At 64.0% G+C, this 21,431-nt stretch carries 20 protein-coding genes; 11 read left to right on the forward strand and 9 right to left on the reverse strand.

What is annotated here, in order from left to right:
• The first annotated feature begins 95 nt into the window (after positions 1-95).
• The 4 genes from HHL22_RS06140 (at position 96) to HHL22_RS06155 (ending at position 4,725) form a co-directional block, all read left to right on the forward strand.
• Complete coding sequence (locus tag HHL22_RS06140) at positions 96-1,895, forward strand: S8 family peptidase (protein ID WP_169530058.1); 1,800 nt, start codon at positions 96-98, stop codon at positions 1,893-1,895.
• Between the two features lie 169 nt (positions 1,896-2,064).
• Complete coding sequence (locus HHL22_RS06145) at positions 2,065-3,027, forward strand: YitT family protein (protein WP_241737978.1); 963 nt, start codon at positions 2,065-2,067, stop codon at positions 3,025-3,027.
• 133 nt (positions 3,028-3,160) lie between these two features.
• Positions 3,161-3,994 carry an MOSC domain-containing protein gene (locus tag HHL22_RS06150; protein ID WP_169530060.1) on the forward strand — a complete coding sequence of 278 codons (834 nt, stop codon included), beginning with the start codon at positions 3,161-3,163 and terminating at the stop codon, positions 3,992-3,994.
• Positions 3,995-4,047: 53 nt separating this feature from the next.
• On the forward strand, positions 4,048-4,725 hold the full coding sequence (locus HHL22_RS06155; RefSeq protein WP_169530061.1) for a DUF2461 domain-containing protein: 678 nt from the start codon (positions 4,048-4,050) through the stop codon (positions 4,723-4,725).
• A gap of 147 nt (positions 4,726-4,872) precedes the next feature.
• On the opposite strand, the gene HHL22_RS06160 is transcribed toward HHL22_RS06155, so the two are convergent.
• Complete coding sequence (locus HHL22_RS06160; RefSeq protein ID WP_169530062.1) at positions 4,873-5,496, reverse strand: deoxynucleoside kinase; 624 nt, start codon at positions 5,494-5,496, stop codon at positions 4,873-4,875.
• A 320-nt stretch (positions 5,497-5,816) separates the two neighbouring features.
• On the opposite strand from HHL22_RS06160, the gene HHL22_RS06165 reads away from it, so the two are divergent.
• Positions 5,817-6,266: a hypothetical protein gene (locus tag HHL22_RS06165; RefSeq protein WP_169530063.1), complete on the forward strand. Its 450-nt coding sequence runs from the start codon at positions 5,817-5,819 to the stop codon at positions 6,264-6,266.
• Positions 6,267-6,285: 19 nt separating this feature from the next.
• Here HHL22_RS06165 and HHL22_RS06170 read toward each other — a convergent pair whose 3' ends face one another.
• Positions 6,286-6,810, reverse strand: a complete 525-nt coding sequence (locus tag HHL22_RS06170) for a hypothetical protein (protein WP_169530064.1) — start codon at positions 6,808-6,810, stop codon at positions 6,286-6,288.
• 139 nt (positions 6,811-6,949) lie between these two features.
• On the opposite strand from HHL22_RS06170, the gene HHL22_RS06175 reads away from it, so the two are divergent.
• Both HHL22_RS06175 and HHL22_RS06180 read left to right on the forward strand, forming a co-directional pair.
• On the forward strand, positions 6,950-7,465 hold the full coding sequence (locus tag HHL22_RS06175; protein ID WP_169530065.1) for a GNAT family N-acetyltransferase: 516 nt from the start codon (positions 6,950-6,952) through the stop codon (positions 7,463-7,465).
• 143 nt (positions 7,466-7,608) lie between these two features.
• Positions 7,609-7,836, forward strand: coding sequence for a CDGSH iron-sulfur domain-containing protein (locus tag HHL22_RS06180; RefSeq protein WP_169530066.1), 228 nt, complete (start codon positions 7,609-7,611; stop codon positions 7,834-7,836).
• An 11-nt stretch (positions 7,837-7,847) separates the two neighbouring features.
• Here the strand turns inward: HHL22_RS06180 and HHL22_RS06185 are convergent, their stop codons facing one another.
• The 3 genes from HHL22_RS06185 to HHL22_RS06195 all read right to left on the reverse strand — a co-directional run bounded on the left by HHL22_RS06185 (position 7,848) and on the right by HHL22_RS06195 (position 9,873).
• Entirely contained in the window at positions 7,848-8,375 is a 528-nt protein-coding gene (locus HHL22_RS06185) for a GNAT family N-acetyltransferase (RefSeq protein ID WP_169530067.1), read from the reverse strand.
• A gap of 80 nt (positions 8,376-8,455) precedes the next feature.
• Complete coding sequence (locus HHL22_RS06190) at positions 8,456-9,484, reverse strand: hypothetical protein (RefSeq protein WP_169530068.1); 1,029 nt, start codon at positions 9,482-9,484, stop codon at positions 8,456-8,458.
• A gap of 134 nt (positions 9,485-9,618) precedes the next feature.
• Positions 9,619-9,873: an acyl-CoA-binding protein gene (locus tag HHL22_RS06195; RefSeq protein WP_169530069.1), complete on the reverse strand. Its 255-nt coding sequence runs from the start codon at positions 9,871-9,873 to the stop codon at positions 9,619-9,621.
• 97 nt (positions 9,874-9,970) lie between these two features.
• Here HHL22_RS06195 and HHL22_RS06200 point away from each other — a divergent pair, with 97 nt between their 5' ends.
• Positions 9,971-11,278: a metal-dependent hydrolase family protein gene (locus tag HHL22_RS06200; RefSeq protein WP_169530070.1), complete on the forward strand. Its 1,308-nt coding sequence runs from the start codon at positions 9,971-9,973 to the stop codon at positions 11,276-11,278.
• A gap of 151 nt (positions 11,279-11,429) precedes the next feature.
• Here HHL22_RS06200 and HHL22_RS06205 read toward each other — a convergent pair whose 3' ends face one another.
• Positions 11,430-12,158, reverse strand: a complete 729-nt coding sequence (locus tag HHL22_RS06205) for a peptidylprolyl isomerase (protein ID WP_169530071.1) — start codon at positions 12,156-12,158, stop codon at positions 11,430-11,432.
• Positions 12,159-12,303: 145 nt separating this feature from the next.
• A complete protein-coding gene (locus HHL22_RS06210; protein ID WP_169530072.1) occupies positions 12,304-13,476 on the reverse strand; it encodes a phospholipase C/P1 nuclease family protein in 1,173 nt (390 codons plus the stop codon).
• Between the two features lie 313 nt (positions 13,477-13,789).
• Between HHL22_RS06210 and HHL22_RS06215 the strand changes: the two genes are divergently transcribed.
• Positions 13,790-14,359, forward strand: a complete 570-nt coding sequence (locus HHL22_RS06215; RefSeq protein WP_169530073.1) for a hypothetical protein — start codon at positions 13,790-13,792, stop codon at positions 14,357-14,359.
• 69 nt (positions 14,360-14,428) lie between these two features.
• Here HHL22_RS06215 and HHL22_RS06220 read toward each other — a convergent pair whose 3' ends face one another.
• Positions 14,429-16,480, reverse strand: a complete 2,052-nt coding sequence (locus tag HHL22_RS06220) for a M13 family metallopeptidase (protein WP_169530074.1) — start codon at positions 16,478-16,480, stop codon at positions 14,429-14,431.
• 154 nt (positions 16,481-16,634) lie between these two features.
• Here HHL22_RS06220 and HHL22_RS06225 point away from each other — a divergent pair, with 154 nt between their 5' ends.
• Entirely contained in the window at positions 16,635-17,714 is a 1,080-nt protein-coding gene (locus HHL22_RS06225) for an acyltransferase family protein (RefSeq protein WP_169530075.1), read from the forward strand.
• Positions 17,715-17,837: 123 nt separating this feature from the next.
• Here HHL22_RS06225 and HHL22_RS06230 read toward each other — a convergent pair whose 3' ends face one another.
• Entirely contained in the window at positions 17,838-19,883 is a 2,046-nt protein-coding gene (locus tag HHL22_RS06230) for a M13 family metallopeptidase (protein WP_169530076.1), read from the reverse strand.
• Positions 19,884-20,035: 152 nt separating this feature from the next.
• Here HHL22_RS06230 and xseA point away from each other — a divergent pair, with 152 nt between their 5' ends.
• Entirely contained in the window at positions 20,036-21,430 is a 1,395-nt protein-coding gene (gene xseA / locus HHL22_RS06235) for an exodeoxyribonuclease VII large subunit (RefSeq protein WP_169530077.1), read from the forward strand.
• Position 21,431 lies beyond the last annotated feature (1 nt).

The raw sequence follows: 21,431 nt of genomic DNA on the forward strand, positions 1-21,431 counted from the left end.
CCCGGCCCTAGGCGCAACCTACCGGGCGGCGGCGCGTTTTTCTCCGACCTTTGTGCTTGCGGCTGGCTTCTGGCCGCGCTTTTTTACTTCCCTTGATGCTTGCACCCCCACTTGCCGGCTGGTCGCGCCTGACGCTGGCCGCCGCCCTGCTTTCGGCGGCTGGTTGCCGCGTAGCCCAACCCACTACTACCTCCGCGGCCACTACTGAGGCCACCACCGCCGCGGCTGCCGCAGTAGCCCCCGCCGCGGCCGCGGTAGCCCCGGCCGCCACCCCCGCCCCCACCGATGTGCCCGCGCCGGCGGCCGCCGCCAAGCCCGCCGGCCCCACCGTGGCCGAAGCCGCCGAAGCCCAGTGGTACCTGCGCGACCCGCAGCAGGACAACGTGCCCGGCACCGGCACCACCCGCACCTACGCCGAGCTGCTGAAAGGCCGCACCCCTAGCCCCGTGGTGGTGGCCGTTATTGACTCGGGCATCGACACGGCCCACGTCGATTTGAAGCCCATTTTGTGGCGCAACGCCCGCGAGATTCCCGGCAACGGCATCGACGACGACCAGAACGGCTACGTGGACGACGTGCACGGCTGGAACTTCATCGGCGGCAAGGACGGGCGCAACGTGGGCGTCGAAACCCTGGAGATTACCCGCGTGGTGGCCAAGTACGGGCCGCGCTTTGCGGGCAAAACCCGCGCCCAGGTGCCGGTAGCCCAGCGCGCCACCTACGACATGTACTTGAAGGCCAAGAAGTCGTATGATGCCAAGCGCAAGGAGCTGACCGAGCAGCTGGCCCAGGCCGACCAGGCCCGCACCCAAATTAGCGGCCTGACCGGGGCGCTGAAGGAGAAGCTCGGCATCGAGAAACTGGATACGGCCACCCTACGCAAGCTTAGCACCACCCTGCCCAACCCCGACTTGCAGGGCGCGCTGGCCAGCTTTTACCAGGGCATGCGCCAGATGGGCGTGGGCGACACCGACGCGCTGCTGGCCGAGCTCGACAACGAGGTGAAGGACCAGCGCGAGCAGCTGACCTATAGCCTCGACACCAAGTTTAACCCTAGGGCCACCATCGTGGGCGACAACCCCGACGACGTTAACCAGCGCAACTACGGCAACAACGACGTGACCGGCCCCGACGCCCTGCACGGCACCCACGTGGCGGGCATCATCGCGGCCGTGCGCGACAACAACCTGGGCGTGCAAGGCATTGCCGCCTCGCCGGTGCGGGTGATGAGCGTGCGGGCCGTGCCCAACGGCGACGAGCGCGACAAGGACGTGGCCAACGCCATCCGCTACGCTGTGGACAACGGCGCGCAAATTATCAACATGAGCTTCGGCAAGGAGTTCTCGCCCCAGCGCCCGGCCGTGGAAGCCGCCTACAAGTACGCCGAGAGCAAGGGCGTGCTGCTGGTGCACGCCGCCGGCAACGAAAACCACAACCTCGACCTGGTGTCTAACTTCCCAGCCTCGCTGTACATGAATGGCAGCGTACCCACTACCCTGCTTACGGTGGGCGCCTCGGGCCCGAAGGATGACGAGAACCTGCCCGCCAACTTCAGCAACTACAGCAAGAAGCAGGTGGACGTGTTTGCGCCCGGCGTAGGCATTTACTCGACGCTGCCGGGCAATAAGTACGGCAACGAGAGCGGCACCAGCATGGCCTCGCCCGTGACGGCGGGCATCGCGGCGGTACTCAAGTCGTATTTCCCCAGCCTCACGGCCACTGACCTCAAGCGCATCATCCGGCAGTCGGCCCAGGTGCACCACACGCAGGTGCTGGTGCCGGGCGGCGACGGCAAGAAGGCCGACTTCTCGACCCTGTCGGCCACCGGCGGCGTCGTGGATTTGTACGAGGCCGTGCGCCTGGCTTCGCAGACGGCCGGCGCGCCGAAGCCCTAGGCCCAGCTTAGCGTCTATTGCCTGGCAACCAAACGGCTACCCCTCAAACTGACCGGAGGGGTAGCCGTTTTTTGCTGAAGAGGAGATTAAGAATTCCGCCCTAGGCCCTTTGTTTTCCGTAAGGCCGAGTATGCTTTCTCAGTTATTCATTTTAGAGCGGCTAAAACGGATGCAAGCACTAAATAACGCCCCCCCGGCTGCTGACACGCTGGTAGCCGACCACCCCGCCCTGGCCGACGCCCACCTGGCCGCCACCACCGCGCAAAAGGGCGAGTCGCCGCTGCGGCGCACTATCATCAGCATTGCTTACCTAGTGGCGGGCGTCTTCTCGGCGGCCCTGGGCCTCGAGTCGTTCATGCTGCCCAATGGCTTGTTTGACGGCGGCGTGACGGGTATTTCGCTGCTGGCGGCGCGGCTCATTCACTTGCCGCTGTCGGTATTTCTGGTGGTGCTCAACCTGCCGTTTATCTGGCTTGGGTACCGCTCCATGGGCAAGGACTTCGCCATTCGGGCGCTGGCGGCCATTCTGACGCTGGCCGTGGTGCTGGTGGTCGTGCACTTCCCGGTTATCACCCAAGATAAAATGCTGATTGCCGTATTCGGCGGCTTCTTCTTGGGCGCGGGCATCGGCTTGGCCATGCGCGGGGGTGGCGTGCTCGACGGCACCGAGATTTTAGCCGTGTACCTGAGCAAGAAGGGCAACCTGAGCGTAGGCGACTTTGTGCTAGTACTCAATATCTTGATATTCATTGTGGTGGCCGTGGCGCTCGATATTCAAACAGCGCTCTACTCCATCCTCACCTACCTAGCCGCCGCCAAAACTATCGAGTTCGTGGTCAACGGCATTGAGGAATACACCGGCGTCACCATTATTTCCGAGCACAGCGACGCCATTCGGCGGGCCCTCACCGAGCGCCTAGGGCGGGGCGTGACGGTGTACGCCGGGCACCGCGGCTACGGCTCGCGCGGCGAGCAGCCCCAGCCCATCGACATTGTATTCACGGTGGTTACCCGCCTGGAAGTAGGCCAAGTGACTGAAGCCGTCAACAAAATTGATGCGAAAGCCTTCATTATCATGCACAGCGTGAACGATGCCAAGGGCGGCATGGTGAAGCGCCGGGCGCTGCATTGATATTGATGTGAAAATGTGGGAAATAGAAGAATGTGAAAAGTAATACTGGAGCGCCCAACAGCGACCATAGAGTCAATTTTCACATTCTTCCATTTCCCACATTTTCACATTTCTCACCTACTACCTTTGCGGCATGTCTGCCCACGCTGCTCCTATTACCCTCACGGGTCTTTTCATCTACCCCGTAAAGTCCCTAGGGGGCATTAGCCTGCCCGAGGCGGAAGTGACGGCGCGGGGCCTGCAATACGACCGGCGCTGGCTGCTAGTGGATGCCCATAACCGCTTCCTGACCCAGCGCGAGCATCCTGAGCTGGCGCTGCTGGCCGTAGAAGCCGCCTACAATGGCTTTTTGCTGCGCCACCGCCAGCGGCCCGAGTTGCGGCCGCTCTACATTCCATTTGAGGCGGCGGCCGACAAGACGGCCTTTGTTACCATCTGGGACGATATGGTCTTTGCCCAGCGCGGCACCGCCGCGGCCGACCAGTGGCTGAGTGAGGCCCTAGGCCGCCCGTGCCGCCTGGTTTATATGGACGATATGGCCCGCCGCGAGGTAGAGCCCGACAAGCCCGAGCTAAACCCGGCCGGTACGCTCGTGAGCTTCGCCGACGGCTACCCCTACCTGCTGGCCAGCGAGGCATCCCTGGCCAAGCTCAACGCCCAGCTAACCGAGCCGGTGCCCATGAACCGCTTCCGGCCCAACCTGGTGGTGGCCGGCCTGCCCGCCGACGCCGAGGACACTTGGCATGACTTCCGCATCGCCGGCTTGCCCTTTCGGGCGGTGCGCGGCTGCGGGCGCTGCGTGATGACGACCATCGACCAAGAAACGGGCCTGAAAAACCCCGGCGGCGAGCCCCTGCGCACCCTGGCCACTTACCGCCAGCAGGGCCGCAAAATCATGTTTGGCCAAAACGTAACGGGCCCGGCCGCCGGCCGCCTGCGCGTGGGCGATGCGGTAACGGTGGGCTAGCCGCTGGCGTATGCGGCAGGTAGGGGCGGCCTTTGCCCCTAGCCCCTCCGTGTATGGACAACGCCTTCGTGCTGGATTTTTTGCGCCGCCTGGCAGCCAACAACACTACCGCTTGGATGCAGGCGCACCGCGACGACTACCTGCGCGCCCGCGATGCCTTTGCCGACCTCGTGACGGAAGTGCTACGCCGGGCCGCGCCCGTCGCGCCCGAGCTGGCCGGCCTCACGCCGGCGCAGGCGATGTTTCGGCTGCACAAGAACGACCGCAGCCAAACCGAGCCCGAGCCCTACAAGCGCCGCCTGGGGGCTGGGCTGGTGCCGGGCGGGCGCCACGCCGAGCGGGCCGGCTACTTCCTGGCCCTCATGCCGGGCGGCGGCTCGTGGCTGCGGGCGGGGCGCTTCACTCCCACCCCGGCCGAGCTGGTGGCCATCCGGCAGGAAATTCACTACAGCCCCGATGAGTTTCACCGGCGGCTGGCCGACCCCGAGCTGCGGCGCTACTTCCCGTTGGGGCTGGATATGGACGCGGCCCAGCTCACGCGCCCGCCTAGGGGCTACGCCGCCACCGACCCCGACATCGCCTTTATTAAGCTTAAAAGCTTCGGCCTCAACAGCTACTTCAGCGATGCGGAAGTGCTGGCGCCTGGCTTTCTCGACGAAGTACTGGCCCGCATTGCTGCCGCCCGGCCGTGGGTCACCTTCCTCAACGAGGCCCTAGGGGGAAATGGGTAGGGAGCAGCGAGTCGAAAAAGGCCGTCATGCTGAGCTTGTCGAAGCATCTCTATTGGGTAAGTAATCCTAACGTCAAAAGTTAGTTACGCGGTAGAGATGCTTCGACAAGCTCAGCATGACGGCCTTTTTCGGCTCACTGCTCATTATTTAAAACAGGCCGAAGAGCTTGCCGTTGATGCGCTCGATGATGGAGCCCAGGTCCTCGGGGCGGCGCACGTAGTCTAGTTCATTCACGTCGATAATGAGCAGCTTGCCGGCGCGGTAATTAGCAATCCACTGCTCGTAGTGCTCGTTGAGGTGCTTTAGATACTCAATGCTGATAGTGTTCTCATACTCACGGCCACGCTTCTCAATCTGGCCGATAAGCTTGGGCAAGTCAGCGCGTAGATAAAGCAGCAAATCGGGCGGCTGCACCAGGTTTATCAGGCTCTCGAATAGGGCGTAGTAGTTGTGGTAGTCGCGCTCGGCCATCAGGCCCGACTGGCGCAGGTTGGCCGCGAAGATGTGGGCGTCCTCGTAAATGGTGCGGTCCTGAATAACGCTGCGGCCCTGCTTCACTAGCTGCTGAATAGCCTGGGTTTGGCGAAAGCGGCCGTTGAGGAAATATACCTGCAGGTGGAAAGCCCAGCGCGGCATATCGGCGTAGAAATCCTTGAGGTACGGATTGTCGTCTACCTCTTCCAAAAATACTTCCCAACGAAAATGCTGGGCCAGCTTGTGGGCCAGGGTGGTTTTGCCGGCCCCAATGTTGCCAACGATGGCGATGTGCATGGTATCGAAAACGTGCGGAACGAAGCAGCTACACGTGCGCCAAAGGTAGCGCGGCCGTTTGGGCCAGCCCCCAGGCGGCCGCCGCAACGCAGGCCGCGAACAGCCTAATTTAAGCTGATTTTTAGTTAGTTGACTTGGGTTTTTACGGCCAAAAGCTCAGCGTTTACGTAGAAGCAAACAGGCACCAGCTACCTGTTATTATTATAAAATTTCTCCTCTTTATCCTAGATGTTAGGTTGGCTACCTATTGGCTACTTTCTTTGCCTTAAATCAACTGCTTCCTATCCTGCTATATTCTTACTCTTCCGCTTTTTTCGGCTATGCTTTCTGGTTTCCCTTTGCCCCACCGGCTGCTGAGCTTACGCGACGCGCACGGGGCTCCGCTGGCCGATTTTGACTGGCATCCCTCCCTCGACCTGCTCCAGGTGCACTGGCACGGGCACCTCACGGCGGCCAGCCTAGTGCATGGCGCGCAAATGGGCCTCAGCCTCGGCGCTTTTGAAGACGCCAAGCTACCGCGCCGCCTGCTTACCAACCACGAGCAGGCCTCGGGCAGTTGGGAGGAGGCGCTGCCCTGGCTGCAATACGACTGGCTGCCGCGCGCCCAGGAACGAGGGCTGGCCTTGCTGGCGCACGTCGCCTCGCCCGACCCCGCCAGCTTCCTCACCCAGCCCGACCACCTGGAGCTGGCCGCGGCGCTGCGGCAGGCTTTTCAGGCCAAGTCGTTTCGCCACGCGGCAGCGGCCTGGTACTGGCTTACGCATCGGTAGCCGCGCCGCCTGCTTAGCGCTAGTTGAGGCGGTCTTTGGTGGCGCGGGCGGCCTCCAGGGTGCGAAACTCGCCCTGGTAGCTGCGCACATTCAGGCGTTCGTTCAGGGGCAGCTCTAGCCGCACGGCCTCGTAGCGGGCGTTTAGGCGGCCTAGGGCGGCGCTGGCCTCGGCCCAGTCGCGGGCACTCCACTGGCGGCGCTGGTCGTGGGTGGCTTCCACGAAGCGGGCGTAGAGGTCGGGCAGCTGCGAGGCGGGCACTTGGCCCACGTCAATGCTTTCGTGCAGCATCCGGCTTAGCGTGGGGTCGGCGTTGGCGGCGCGGGCCGCCGCCCGCGGGCGAGCCGAGGCTAGCGTGCCCGAGGCCACCGCGCTGGGGCGGGTGGCGGCAGCGCGGGGCGAGGTGGCGCGGGGCCGGCCGCCTACCAGGTCGCCGCTACGCAGCAGGCTGTCTTGCAAGGAGTTTTGGGCCTGGGCGGCCAGGGGCAACGCGGCTAGCAGGAGGGCCGCAGCGGCGCGGCGGGTGCCAAAAGGAGAGAGTGTCATATGAAGGTGCAAAAAAGAAAAATACTGCCCACGGCTTGCTACTAGTGGGCCGGTTTCAACGCCCTAGGGCCCGCCAGCGTATGCTAAGGCCGGGAAAGTGGGTTTTTTAGCCGACCTTCGCCCGCTTATCCGTTTGCCCATGCCCTCCGTTCCCGCCCCGGCCGCCCCCTTTGCCATCCAGCCCGCCACCGAGCGCGATATTCCCACCATTATCGCGCTAGCTGAGGCTACCTGGGAGCCCACGTACCGCTTCATCATCTCCAAGGAGCAGATTGAGTACATGTACCGCGTCATTTACACGCCGGTATCGCTGCGCCAGCAAATGCGCGAGCAGCACCATCAGTTTCTGCTGGCCTACGTGGCGGGCGAGCCGACGGGCTTCGCTTCCTTTTCGGAGAAGCCCGAGGGCGTGTACCACCTCAATAAAATCTACGTACTGCCTTCGCACCAGGGCCAAGGCCTAGGGCAGCAACTCATTGCGGCCGTGGAGCAGGCCGTGCGCCAGGCCGGCGGCCGCACCCTTGAGCTGAACGTGAACCGCCACAACCCCGCTATGGCCTTCTACGAGCGCCAGGGCTTTGCCCAGCACCGCGAGGAAGACATCCCCATTGGCCCCTACTGGATGAACGACTACGTGCTGCGCAAAGAGCTTTAGCGGATGCGCGGAAGATGGCAAAGGTGGCAGATGCAAAAACGAAAAGTCGTTTCTTTTACAAGGCTTTTTCTTCCGTCATCCCGTTGCCTCTACACTCATTTTCACATCCGGCACATTTCCTACATTTTTCACATTAACAAAGTATGGCTACCAAACTAACAGTACTTTCCAATGGCTCGCTTCGCGTAGAGGGCAACGATTTTGAGCTGGTTGACGCCCAGGGCCAGCCCTACGGCCTAGGGGGCCGCCAGCGCATCAGCATCTGCCGCTGCGGTCTGAGCGCCCAGAAGCCTTTCTGCGACGGCTCGCATAAGGGCCACTTCGAGCACGACGCCACGGCGTTCGACTTGCCCGCGCCGAAAGTGAGCTAACCCGCTTTTTCTCAGCTGCCAGCCCGCTTCAGCTCCCATCGCCAAAGGGGGCCTTCGGTTTGGTCGTAGAGGTCAGCTACCTTGGTGAAGCGGTGGTTAAGCAGTACGCGCGTGGACGCGTTGAGCACCGCGAGCGTATGGGCCATAATGGCCGTGACCGAGGGGTGCGTAAAGGCCTGCTCTACCAAGGCCCCTGCGAATGCGGTGGCCAGGCCGCGGCTCCGGTACTCATCGGCCACCTCGTAGCCCAGCTCCACGACGCCCTCCGCCGTGGGGGGGCCGTGGTAGCCGCCGCTGCCCACCAGCGTATTGTCGGGCAGGTGTATCAAGAGGTACGTCCACCAGTGGGCGGCGCCGGGGTCGGCTTGCAGCTGGCTGAGCGTAAAGCGCAGCGAATCAATTCGGTTTTCTACCCAGTCGTCGGGCACGCGCACCCCTAGGGCACGCCCTAGCTCGGCGCTGCTCCCGAGGGCCTGCTGCAGCAGCTCGGGCGTAGCGGCTACCAGCTGAATAGTCGAGGGGCGGGCAGACGGCGACATACTGCCCAGTACGCCGCGCGGAAGCTCGCTGTTGCCGCAACGCGCGCGGGGCGGCCCGGCTGAGGCTACTGCCTTGGCCGTTAGCCCCTAGGCCCCAGCATCAGCCACAGGTTCTGGCGCACGATGTCGCCCATCGAGTCGCACTTGTTGAACTTCTGGGTGCGGTGGTAGCGGTTGAGGGCAGTTTTTAGCTCCTCGATTTTTTCGGGCGTCGACAGGTGGTGGGCGCGCATCACGTCGAGCAGCGCTTTCAGCCGGTGCCGCTCGGCGCGGGCGCGGCGGGCCATCAGGGTGCGCTCCTCGGCCTGGTACTGGCGCAGGGTGCTGGGGCGCAGCAGCCGGGCGCACAGCTCCACCACGGCGTGGTTGTCGGGGAAGCTCTGGGGCAAATACATGGCGCGGCGGCCCTCGTAGCTCTGCTGGTCGAAGTCGATGGCCCGCACCCGGTACTGCTCGTCCTCGAAGTCGGGCGTCACGGCCACCACGTAGTTGTAGGCGCGCATGTCGCCCAGCAGCCGGGCAAAGCAGCGCTCATTGAATTTCACAAACTCCTTGGCGATGCGCACTTGGTTGAGGTGGGGCTGCTGCAGCCGCTGCCGAATGAAGTCATCGCCCGGAATGCCGGCAATGTGCTCCTCAATCAGCGTATTGGTGTTGTCAACCAGAAAGTTAATGGAATTAGGCGACAGCAGGTGCTCCAGCTCCAGGCCGTAGAGGCGCGAGGCGTCGGCCTGCTTCACGTAGAAGTAGTCGAAGTTATCGTTGAGCTGGTTGAGGATGCGCACCCGAAACGGGTTGGAGTTGCCGAAACGGCAGTAGTCGATGCGGTCGGCCAGCAGGTCGTCGGCAAAGGAGAGGTCGCCGGCCGTTTTCAGCAGCGCATACACCTGCACCAGGCCCTGGCTTAGCTCCAGCAGGGCGCTGGGCTCGTAAAAAACCGTTTGCCACAGCGTGTCCTTGCCGGTGCGGTCGAGCAGCGGAAACGAATTGCTGAAGCGCCGCAAGTCGGCGTAGCTCACGGGCAGCGGCACCTCGCGGTCGTAGTCGCGCAGGTATTGGCGCAGGGCCGGCGTGAGCGGGTAGCTCGGCTTCTTGCGGGAGATGTTCATAGCTTTTTAATGTGAAGATGTGAGAATGTGGAAGACGTGAAAATAAACCAATAGGGCAGTTTACTTATGAGCAGCCAACCACGCTATTCATTTTCACATCTTCCACATTCTCACATCTTCACATTAAATAATTATCATCCCGCCAGCTCGTTTATCAGCTCCACGTACTGCTGGCGAGCGGCGTCTTTGCTGAGGCCAGCCAGCTGGTGCCAGGCGTCGTGCTTGGCAATGGCCTTGAAGTCGAAGCCGCCGGGGCGGGGGCCGGTGGCGTCGCCCTCGGTGGCTTGCTTGTAGAGGGCGTAGAGCTGCAGCAGCACGGTGTTGCTGGGCTTGGTGGGCAGCTGCTGGGCGCGCTGGGCGGCGGCCTCAAAATCGGCTTGGGAAGTCATGGTAAAAAACTGCGAAAAAAAGAGAGAATACGGGGAGGCGGCACGTAGCTTGCGGCGGGCCATAGGCCCTCCATCTCCCGTTTTTCACCCCATCCCGATGCGCAAAGCTACCCACCTGCTTTCTACTCTGGCCCTGCTGGGCCTGGCTGTTACTCCGGCCCTGGCCCAAAAAACCTACCTGCACTGCGGCCACCTGCTCGACGTGCGCGCCGGCCGCCTGCTGGGCCCCCAAACGCTGGTGGTAGAGCGCGGCCGCATCGTGGCCGTGCAGGCGGGCTACACCGCCCCGGCCGGCCCCACCGATAAGGTCATCAACCTTGAAAACCAGACGGTGCTGCCCGGTCTCATCGACTGCCACGTGCACCTGGAGAGCACGCCCAGCCGCAATTCCTTTCGCGAGCGCTTCACCCTCAACCCCGCCGACGTCGCCTACCGCGCCGAGGCCAACGCCCTGGTGACGCTGCGGGCGGGCTTCACCACGGTGCGCGACTGCGGCGGCTCGGGCATCAACATTGCCTTGCGCAAGGCCGTGGCGCAGGGGCTGGTGCCGGGGCCGCGCATCTACGCGGCGGGCACGGCCATTTCGAGCACCGGCGGGCACATGGACGACACCGACGGCCTGAGCGACTTTATGATTGAGCGCCTGCACCCCGGCACCGCCGACGGGGTGGCCAACGGCCCCGAGCAGTGCCAGCAGGCCGTGCGCGAGCAGTTTCGGCGCGGGGCCGACCTCATCAAGATTGCCAGCACCGGCGGCGTGCTCGACCTGAGCAAGGACGGCAGCGGCGCCCAATATTCGGAGGCCGAAATTCGGGCCGTGGTGCAAACCGCGCGCGATTTGGGCCTGCCCGTGGCCTGCCACGCCCACGGCGCCGAAGGCATCAAGCGGGCGGTGCGGGCCGGCGTCACCAGCATCGAGCACGGCTCGCTGCTCGATGCCGAAGCCATGCAGCTGATGGCTAAAAGCCGCACCTGGTACGTGCCCACTATCATCGCCGGCAAGTCGGTGGCCGACACCGCCCGGCGCCACCCCGACTACTTTCCGCCCGTGGTGGCGGGCAAGGCACTCAGCATCGGCTCGCAACTGCAAGCCACCTTCGGCAAGGCCATCAAGCAAAACGTGCGGGTGGCCTTCGGCACCGACGCGGGCGTGTACCGCCACGGCCAGAACGCATTGGAATTCACCTACATGACTGAAGCCGGCATGGCGCCCCTAGAGGCCATCCGGGCTGCCACACTCAACGCCGCCGAGCTAGTGGGCGACCCGCAGAGCCTGGGCACCCTCGAAGCCGGCCACTACGCCGACGTGGTAGCCGTGGCCGGCGACCCGCTGCGCGACGTATCCTTGCTCACCAAGCCCACCTTTGTGATGAAGGAAGGCGTGGTGTATGTAGGTAAGCAATGATTAACGTTTAGTGATTAGTGAATAGGGAGCAATAAAAGACCGTCATGCTGAGCTTGCCGAAGCATCTCTACCGAACAACCCTAGCGGAGCGGTAGAGATGCTTCGGCAAGCTCAGCATGACGGTCTTTTATTGCTCGTAGTTTACTGCTCCTTACTTCACCACTTCCACCTTCATGGGCACCTCTTTGATGGGCCAGTTGTCTTGGGGGTCAACGGGTTCCTGGGAGATTTTCCTCACTACGTCCAAGCCCTCGATTACCTGGCCGAAAACGGTGTACTTACCGTCGAGGGCGGGCACGCCGCCCTGCGTGGCGTACACCTGCACCTGGGCGGGCGTAAGGGGCCGGCCGGCCAGGGCCCGCGACTGGGCGGGCGGGTAGCGCGGGCCTAGGGCAAAATAGAAATCGGTATTAGACGACAGGCGCTTAGGGTTTTCCTCGTCGTCGTAGCGGGCCATGCCGAGGGCACCGTTCTGGTGGAAGTGCGCGGGCCGAATTTCGGGCGGCAGGTGGTACTTGTGCAGCCGAATGAGGCGCGGGCCACTGGTTTGGCCGCCCTGCACGGCAAAGCCCTTCACCACCCGGTTGAACACGGTTTCGCTGAACACCCCACGCCGCGTCAGCAGCAGAAAATTAGCTTTGTGGATGGGCGTATCGTCGAAGAGCTTCACGCGCACATTACCCAGCCGGGTATGGAATAGCACCTCCGAGCCGGGATACTGGCGGCCGTAGGCCAGCAGCGCGGCCGGCGCGGTTTCGTCGGTGAGGGCCGCAATGTCGGGGCCCGGCGGCGGGGGCGGCAGGGCTACGGCCACCGGCTGCTCGGGGGCCGTGGTGCAGGCCGCCGCGCCCAGCAGCAGGCAGTAAAGCAGGTTTTTCATGCGCAATGGGAAGCAAAAGCCCCTGGGTGAAGAAACGCAAAAGTCGGTTCTGATGCACACTTAAAAAAGAACGTCCTGCTGAGCTAGCCGCAGCAGGACGTTCTGGGGGGCAGCGCGCCGCTGCTGCTCCTGTGCCCCTAGGGCCCTACTCCCACCCCGTGGGGGCAGGCTTGGCCTTGGTTTTGGCCGGGGGCGCGGCGGCGGGCTTCACCTTCACTTTCACCTTTTCGATGGGCGCGGGGCTAGGGGCGTCGGCGGGGGCGGTGGGCTCAGGGGGCGGCGGGGCCACCATCTCACCGTCGGCGGCGCGAATGTCGTCGGCGGCGCGCACCTTTTGCTCGGGCTGCTGGGCTAGTAGCAGGCGCTCGGGCGCCAGCGTATTGGCCCGGAAGCCCTTAAGGTCGATGGCCAGCCGGGCTTTCTCCTCGGCCGTGGGCCGGCTCATAAGCTTGCTCACGTCGGGCCGGCCGGCCTCCTGCCAGGCCGTCAGCCAAAGGGCCGCCACGAAGGGCGCCGCCGTTTTGAGGCGGTAGTCGACCATGCCCCCTACCTCCTTGTTGTAGGCGTCGGCAAAGGCGTCGGAGTAGCGGCGCTGGGTGCGGCCAAATTTGTGGGCGTAGGCAAACTTGGTTTGGGGCGTGAAGCCGTGGCTAACCTTGGTTTCCAAGTCGAAGGTGGCTGTGAGGAAGCCGTAGCTGTACTGCAGCGCCGCCCAGGTTTCGGCCAGTGGGTCCTTCAGGGGCTTAGCCGTTTCGCCATCGAGCTTGTAGGTGGTCAGGTAGCGCTCGGGCAATTGGTTTTCCCACAAGGCCAGCATGCCGGGCTGGTTGGTAAGCTGGCCGTCGTAGTTGGTGGTGGTGCGCAGGGGCGAGAAGGCGTCGGCGGCGTAGCTGCTCAGCTCGGCCGAAGCCCGCACAATGGTCGTGCTATCCCCTTCCTGCCAGGCCTTTACTAAGCGGTCCTTCACTTCCATAATGGCCCAGGGCAACGTGCCGTATTTGCGCAGGGTGTCGGCCGAGAACTTGGTTACCGCCTCGTCGTAGTCGCGGGGCACTTTGGCAAAGGGGTTGGTTTCGCTGTAGTGGTCGAGCTTGATGAAGTGGCGCCGGTTTTCCTGGTCGTCGGCGGGCGGCAGGCTGCTTTGGCGCACTAGCTCGGACAAGTGCCGAAAATAAAAGCTTTGCAGCGACGCGGGCAACTCGTACACTGCTACTTGCGTGATAACGCGGTGCCCAAAAATGCCCCAGGCGCGGGCCGCCGGCGCGGCGGGCCCCAGTAGGCAAGCCGCCAGCCCGAGGCACAACCATAATTTTTTCATAATGAATAAGTAAAAAGGATAATTAGGTGGGAGTTGACTTACCCTAGGGCCCTAAGTTCGGGCGGGGCGGGCATATTTCCCGCCGCCTGGCTTAGTTGCCCTGGGCCCACGGGCGCGGTCAAGCCACCAAACGAGCAGAAAAAACTACCGGCCCGCGGCGATTCATTACCCAGCGCGTATGTTTATGCTTTGGGACTTCGTAAAGCCCCTGGCTGTAGCGGTGAAAAGCCCGGCTCTCGCAAGACGGCCGGGCTTTTTTTACTTTTTCGCGTCGGGTAGGGCCTAGAGTGTCTGTCCCTTTCTTTCTTAATCTATGCGCTTGCTCCTTAGTCAAGTAGCTCTTCTTGGCAGCCTAGGCCTAGGGGCGCAGGCCCAGGCCACCCGGCCCGATACCGTGGCCACCCGCGCGCAGGTGCTGGAAACCACCTGTGCGCTTTTTCCGGCGGCGGCGCGGCTGCCCAACGTCTTGCCCAAGGCTCAGCAGCGCGCTGCCCGCTTCACCCCCACCGCCGCCCAGGCCCTGGTGGCCGAGCAAGCCCTAGGGCAGGTAAACCTGCTAAACGTCAACTCCGGCCGCAAAAGCGGTCAAGATTCCGCTTACGCCTGCGCTATCAGCCAGCGGCTAGGCCAGTACTACCGGCAATACTACGGTTTTTACAACCAGCGCCGGCAGCCGTGCCTGTTCATCAATTTTCTGGGCGACGTAGCCTTCACGGGCGAGGAAATTGGCCTGCGGCCCCGCCCACCCGGCTACGTGCCGTACTGGCTGCGGCAGTACGTCTTCATTGGCGACGGCGGCGACAACCACTGGTCGATTTACTACAACCTGGCTACCGGCCAGTTTTCGCAGTACTGGCATAACCTGGACCTGGGCGGCGGCTAGGCCCCGCGCACAAAAAAAGCCTGACCAGTACGGCCAGGCTTTTCGTCGTTTTAGGTAGTTGCAAAGACCTTACCAAATGCGCGAGCGGTCGGCGGTGGCGCGGGTCATCTTGTCGCCCTCCTTGCAGCCGAAGGCCTGGTAAAACTCAGGCATGTTCATCAGCGGGCCGTTGGTGCGGAACTGGCCGGGCGAGTGCGGGTCGGTTTGCACCTGCTGGCGCACGGCCTCGGGGCGCTGATTGGCGCGCCAGATTTGAGCGTAGGCCAGGAAGAAGCGCTGGTTGGGCGTGAAGCCGTCAATCGACTTTTTGGCTTTGGCTTGCTGGGTTTTCTGGAAGGCGTTGTAGGCGATGGTGATGCCGCCGAGGTCGGCCAGGTTCTCACCCATCGTCAGCTTGCCATTCACGTGCACCGAGTCGAGCGGGGTAAACGCGTCGTACTGCTTGCCCACCATATCGGCCTTGGCGTTGAACTTGTCGTTGTCCTCCTTGGTCCACCAGTCGCGCAGGTTGCCCTTGGCATCCGAGCGGCGGCCCTGGTCATCGAAGCCGTGGGTCATCTCGTGGCCAATCACGGCCCCGATGCCCCCGTAGTTGACCGCGTCATCGGCCTTGGGGTCGTAGAAGGGCGGCTGCAGAATGCCCGCCGGGAACACGATTTCATTCATGCTCGAATTGTAGTAGGCGTTCACCGTGGGCGGGGTCATGCCCCACTCGCCCCGGTCAATGGGCTTACCAAACTTGCTCAGGTTGTCCTGCTCGCGCCACTCGGCGGTGGCAAACAGGTTTTCCAGCGCGCTCTGGCGGGTGATTTTGAGCTTGGAGTAGTCCTTCCACTTGTCGGGGTAGCCGATTTTCACCGCAAAGGCATTGAGCTTTTCAATCGCTTCCTTTTTAGTGGCCGGGCTCATCCAGTCGGTGGCCATGATGCGCTCGGCGTAGGCCTTGCGCAGGTTTTCCACCATTTCCTTGGCCCTAGCCTTGGCGGCGGGGGTAAAAGCCTGGTCCACATACAATTGGCCAAAGGCCTCGCCTAGCGCGCCATCGGTGGCGCGCAGCGCGCGCTTCCAGCGGGGCTGCTGCTGCTTGGCGCCCGTCAGCACCTGCGTGAAGCGGAACGAGGCGTCGCCATAAGCCTTGGGCAGGGCCGAAGTCACGCCTTCCACCAAGTGCCAGCGGAAGTACTGCTGCTCGTCGGCAATGGGCGTGTTGGCCAGCAGGTTGTTCACCGCAGCCAGGTACTCGGGCTGGCCGATGATGACGTCCTGGGCGCTGGTCAGGCCATCGGCCTTTAAGCGCAGCGGCAAGTTCAGGTTGGGGTAGTCCTGGGCGGCCTGGGCCACGGGCACCTTGGTGTAGTTCTTGAGGCGGTCGCGCAAATCCACGCGGCTGCGGCTAGCCTGGGCCATCTTGGTTTCCAGGGCCAGCACGGCGTCGGCGTTGGTGGCGGCCAAGCTCGGGGCATCGCCCAGCAGCTGGAAGATGCTGCTCATGTAGGCCTTGTAGGCCATGCGCACCTGGCGCGAGCGGGCGTCGTCCTTGAGGTAGTAGTCGCGGTCGCCGAGGCCTAGGCCCCCTTGCCGCAGCTGCACCGCGTACTGGGTGCTGTTCTTGCTATCCTGGCCCACGCCAAAGCCGTACCAGCCGGCGCCGTAGCTCTTGGGGTCGGCGATGTACTGCTGCACGTCGGCCAGGTTCTGGAGGCTTTTGATGCGGTCGAGGCGCGGCTGCAGGTACTTCAGGCCCGCTTGCTCAATGCCCATCGAGTCCATGGCGGCGGCGTAGAAGTCGCCCACCTTCTGCTCGTTGGTGCCGGCTTTGGCGGTGCGCGCGTCGGCGGCGGCCTTTTCCAGAATGCGCTTTTCAATGGCCTGGTTGCGGTCGCCCAGCTCGTTGAAAGCGCCCCACCGGGTTTCGGCGGCTGGTATTGGGTTATTTTTCAGCCAGTTGCCATTGGCATAGTGGTAGAAATCCTGGCACGGCGACACCGATTTATCCAGGTTGGCCAGGTTGATGCCCACGCCCTGCTGCGGGGGATTAGGCTTGGTGGGTGGTCCGAATGCGGCCAGGCTGCCCAAGCCCAGCGCCGCCAGCGCCCAACGCGAAAAAGTAGCTGCTGCCATAAATGCAAAAAATTAACGGAAAAAAGCTAAGCGAAAGATACTGGATGTATTCAGCAGTTGCACCAAACCGCTGGCTGGTCGGGCTTTTTTTCGGCCGGCACCCAATTCAGGTAGTACCTTCCCCACTGGTTTATTCGCAAACTATTGACAAATTATGAAGCGACATTTTGAGGTGCTGGACGGGCTGCGCGGGACGGCCGCGCTGCTCGTTGTCATTTTTCACCTCTTCGAAGGCTTTTACCAAAGCCAGACCTACGCCCTTAACCCCTTGCGCCACGCCTACCTGGCGGTCGATTTCTTTTTCTTGCTTTCGGGCTTTGTGGTGGGCTACGCCTACGACGACCGCTGGCCCAGGATGAGCGTGGGCGATTTCCTGCGCATTCGCCTCATTCGGCTGCACCCGCTGGTGCTGCTGGGCGTGGCCCTGGGGGCGCTGGGCTACTGGTTCGACCCGTTTGCGGGCAACCTGCAGCACGTGCGCCTGGTGCACCTGGCGGCCAACGTGTTCTTTGGCGTGCTGCTGCTGCCATTCGTGTCGCTGCCCAATCGCTACCGCCAAACCCATCCGCTCAACGGGCCCTGCTGGTCGCTGCTGCAAGAGTACCTGGCCAATATCGCATACGCGCTGGTGGCCCCACGCCTGGGCCGGCGGGCGCTGGTGGCGGTAGTGGTGGTGGCGGCCGGGGTGCTGCTAGTTGCCGCCCGGCACTACGGCCACCTGCAAGCCGGCTGGGGCTGGGACAATGCCTGGATGGCGCCCGTGCGGGTGGCGTACCCGTTTTTTATGGGGCTGCTGCTGTTTCGCTTCCGCCTGCATTTTCGGGTGCCGGCGGCGGTGTGGGTGCTGTCGGCGGCCTTGCTGGCGCTGTTTGCGGCACCCGCCTTTCTGCCCGCCTGGGGGTATGAGGCCGGCTGCGTCATCCTGGTTTTTCCGGTGCTGGTGGCGGCCGGGGCGGGCTCGCTGGCGGGCGGTGGCCCCGCGCTGGCGTTTTGCCGCTGGGGTGGGCGCCTGTCGTACCCGCTTTACCTGCTGCACTACCCGTTCATTTCTATCTTCATTAACTGGGTGAACGCTAGCCACGCCACCCTGCGCCAGGCCCTGCCGGTGATGGGCGCGCTGCTGGCATTTTTCCTGCTGCTGGCCTGGGTAGCCGTGCGCTTCTACGACGAGCCCGTGCGCGCTTGGCTGAGCGCCCGCTTCCGCCCGGCCCCGCGGCCCTTGCAGGCGGCCTAGGGCCTAGGCACCTGGATGGCGGGCCTCGCCCCAACTATTACCCAAGGCATAAGCCAAACGCCCCCGCCGCCAGCTCTGGCGACGGGGGCGTTTGGTAATTAAACTCGGCAGCTACTACGCTGGCTACCAGATGCGCGCCTGCTCGGCAGTGGGGCGCTCCATCTTATCAGTGGGCTTGCAGCCGAAGGCCTGATAAAATTCGGGCATGTTCATCAGCGGGCCGTTGGTGCGGAACTGGGCCGGCGAGTGCGGGTCGGTGAGCACCTGCTGGCGGGCCGCCTCGGGGCGCATGTTGGTGCGCCAGATTTGGGCCCAGCCCAGGAAGAAGCGCTGGTTGGGCGTGAAGCCGTCGATGCTCTTATTGGCCTTGGCCTCGGGCGTTTTCTGGAACGCCTGGTAGGCGATGGTCAGCCCACCGAGGTCGGCCAGGTTTTCGCCCATCGTCAGCTTGCCGTTCACGTGCACCGAGTCCAGGGGCGAGAAGGCGTCGTACTGCTTACCCACCATGTCGGCCTTGGCGTTGAACTTGTCGTTGTCTTCCTTCGTCCACCAGTCGCGCAGGTTGCCCTTGGCGTCGTACTGCCGGCCCTGGTCGTCGAAGCCGTGAGTCATCTCGTGGCCAATCACGGCCCCGATGCCGCCGTAGTTGACCGCGTCGTCCGCCTTGGGGTCGTAGAAGGGCGGCTGCAGAATGCCCGCCGGGAACACAATCTCGTTCATCGGCGGGTTGTAGTAGGCGTTGACCGTGGGCGGGGTCATGCCCCACTCGCCCCGGTCAATGGGCTTGCCGAAGTGCCCTAGGTTATCCTGGCTGGCCCACTGGCGGGCGGCTACCAGGTTGTCGAGGTAGCTCTGGCGGGTGATTTTGAGCTTGGAGTAGTCCTTCCACTTATCGGGGTAGCCAATTTTCACCGCAAAAGCGTTGAGCTTGGTTAGTGCCTCCTTCTTGGTGGCCGGGCTCATCCAGTCGGTGGCCATGATGCGCTCGGCGTAGGCAGCGCGCAGGTTCTCAATCATTTGTTTGGCCCTAGCCTTGGCGGCGGGCGAAAACGCCTTGTCCACGTACAACTGGCCGAAAGCCTCGCCCAGGGCGCGGTCGGTGGCTTGCAGGCTGCGCTTCCAGCGGGGCTGCTGCTGCTTGGCGCCGGTCAGGGCCTGGGCAAAGCGGAACGAGGCGTCGCCGTAGGCCTTGGGCAGGGCCGAGGTGAGACTGCTTACCAGGTGCCAGCGCAGGTACTGGCGCTCATCGGCAATGGGCGTGTTGGCCAGCAGGTTGTTCACGGCCGCCAGGTATTCGGGCTGGCCCACAATCACCTCCTTGGCGCTGCCTAGGCCGGTATTCTTCAACACCAGCGGCAGGTTCAGGTTGGGGTAGTCCTGGGTGGCCTGGGCCACGGGCATCTTGTTGTAGTTCTTCTGCGGGTCGCGCAAATCTACGCGGCTGCGGCTAGCCTGGGCCATCTTGGTTTCCAGGGCCAGCACGGCGTCGGCGTTGGTGGCGGCCAGGCTCGGGGCGTCGCCCAGCAGCTGGAAGATGCTGCTCATGTAGGTTTTATACGCGGCCCGGATGGCCTTCGAGCGGCCGTCGTCCTTGAGGTAGTAGTCGCGGTCGGGCAGCCCTAGGCCCCCCTGGCCGAACTGCACGGCGTATTGGGTGCTGATTTTCTCGTCGGGCCCCACCCCAAAGCTGTACCAGCCGGTGCTGGTGTTGCGGGGGTCGGCAATGTACTGCTGCACCTCGCCCAGGTTTTTAAGGCCCGCGATGCGGCTCAGGTAGGGCTGCAGGTACTTGAGGCCGGCCGCCTCAATGGCCATCGTGTCCATGGCCGAGGCGTAGAAGTAGCCCACTTTCTGGGCGTTCGAGCCGGCCGGGGCGGTGCTGGCGTTGCGGGCCAGCTCCAGCAAAATGGCCTTTTGGGTGGCGTAGTTGCGGTCGGCCAGCTCGTTGAAGCTGCCCCAGCGGCTTTCGGCGGCCGGCACGGGGTTGTTTTTCAGCCAGGCGCCGTTGGCGTACTGGAAGAAGTTGTCGCAGGGCTGCACCGCCCGGTCGATGTTGGCCGGGTTGATGCCCGCGGGGGCGGCCGTTTGGGCCAGGGTCGGGGTGGCGGCTAGCCCGCTGGCGGCCAGGGCCAGGGCCGCGGCTAGCCGGGCGCGAGAGCGTATCGTCATAAGAAGCGTGGGGTGGAGAAAAATGATAGGGTTGGGAGGGAGTAGAAAGGGCGAAGGTAGTTTTGAACGCAGAATACCGAACTATAAGTTGCTAGCAAGGTTGCCTAGGCCCCCGCTCGCCCCAAAAGGCCCCTGGTTTCTACCTTCGCCCTATGCCGCTCTACGCCCGCCGCGCCGCCCCCGCCCCGCCCGCCGATGCCCCCCTAAGCCTGGGGGCGCTGCTGGCCCAGGTGCGCGCCGCGCTGCACCACCGCTTTCCCGACAGCTACTGGGTGGTGGCTGAGGTGGCCGAAATGAGCCGCCCCCGCCACGCCGGTGGCCATTGCTACCTCACCCTCACCGAGCCCGCGGGCGAGGCCGAGGGCCTCGGACTGGCGGCGCAGGCGCGGGCCACGCTCTGGGGCAGCCGCTACCAGCAGCTGGCGCCCGCCTTTGCCGAGGCCACCGGCCAGGAGCTGCGCCCCGGCCTGCGCCTGCTGCTGCGCGTCAAGGTCACGTTTCACGAGCAGTACGGCTTTAGCCTGGACGTGCTGGCCCTGGACCCCAGCTACACCGTAGGCGAGCTGGCCCGCCAGCGCCTGGCCACCCTGCGCCAGCTGCAAGAAAAAAACCTGCTCGAGCGCCAGCGCGGCCTGGCCCTGCCGCTGGCCCCGCAGCGGCTGGCCGTCATCTCCTCGCCCACCGCCGCGGGCTTCCAGGATTTTGTGCGCCAGCTCGAAGAAGCGCCCTACGACTTCATGCTGACGCTGTTTCCGGCCGTGATGCAGGGCGAGGGGGCGCCGGCCAGCATCCGGGCGGCCCTCGACCAGCTGCGGCCGCGCCGCCGCGAGTTCGAGGTGGTCATCCTCATCCGGGGCGGGGGCTCGAAAACCGACTTGCTGGCCTTTGATGAGTACGGGCTGGCGGCGGCCGTGGCCTCGTTTCCGCTGCCTGTGCTCACCGGCATCGGCCACGAGCGCGACGAGGCAGTGGTGGACGTGGTGGCCCACCGCGCCCTCAAAACGCCCACCGCCGTGGCCGCCTTCCTGGTCGAGCGCCTGGCCCGCGTGGAGGCGCTGCTGCTCGACCTCTTCGACCGCGTGGCCGACCGCGCCTGTCAGCACCTGGCCCGCCACCACCAGCGCGTGCAGCACCTGGCCGACGCCACCCGCGCCGCTGGCCACCAGCAGCTTAGTCGTACTCAGGCCAGCCTCATCCAGCGCAGCCGCCAGGCCACCCAGGCGCCGCGCCTGCACCTGGCCCAGCTGGGCCGCCAGCTCACCGGCCTGCGCTACACCCTGCCCGAAGCCGCCCGCCGGGCCCTAGGGGCCGAGGCCGGCCGCCTGCGCCAGCGCTCGCGCACGGTGCTGCGCCGCTTTGGGCGCCACCACCAACGCCGCCGCGAGGCCCTGTTGCGCCAGCGCTATCAGGTGCAGCGCGCTTTTGAGAAACGCGCGCTGAGCTATGAGTTAAAAGTGATGAGCTTGGAAAGCGGCGTCTTACGGCGCGAAAACCAGCTGCTGCGCCGACAACTCACTCCTAGCCCAGCCCCAACTCATACCTCATAAC

This window comes from Hymenobacter polaris (genome assembly GCF_012927305.1).
In the GTDB taxonomy this organism is placed as follows: domain Bacteria; phylum Bacteroidota; class Bacteroidia; order Cytophagales; family Hymenobacteraceae; genus Hymenobacter; species Hymenobacter polaris.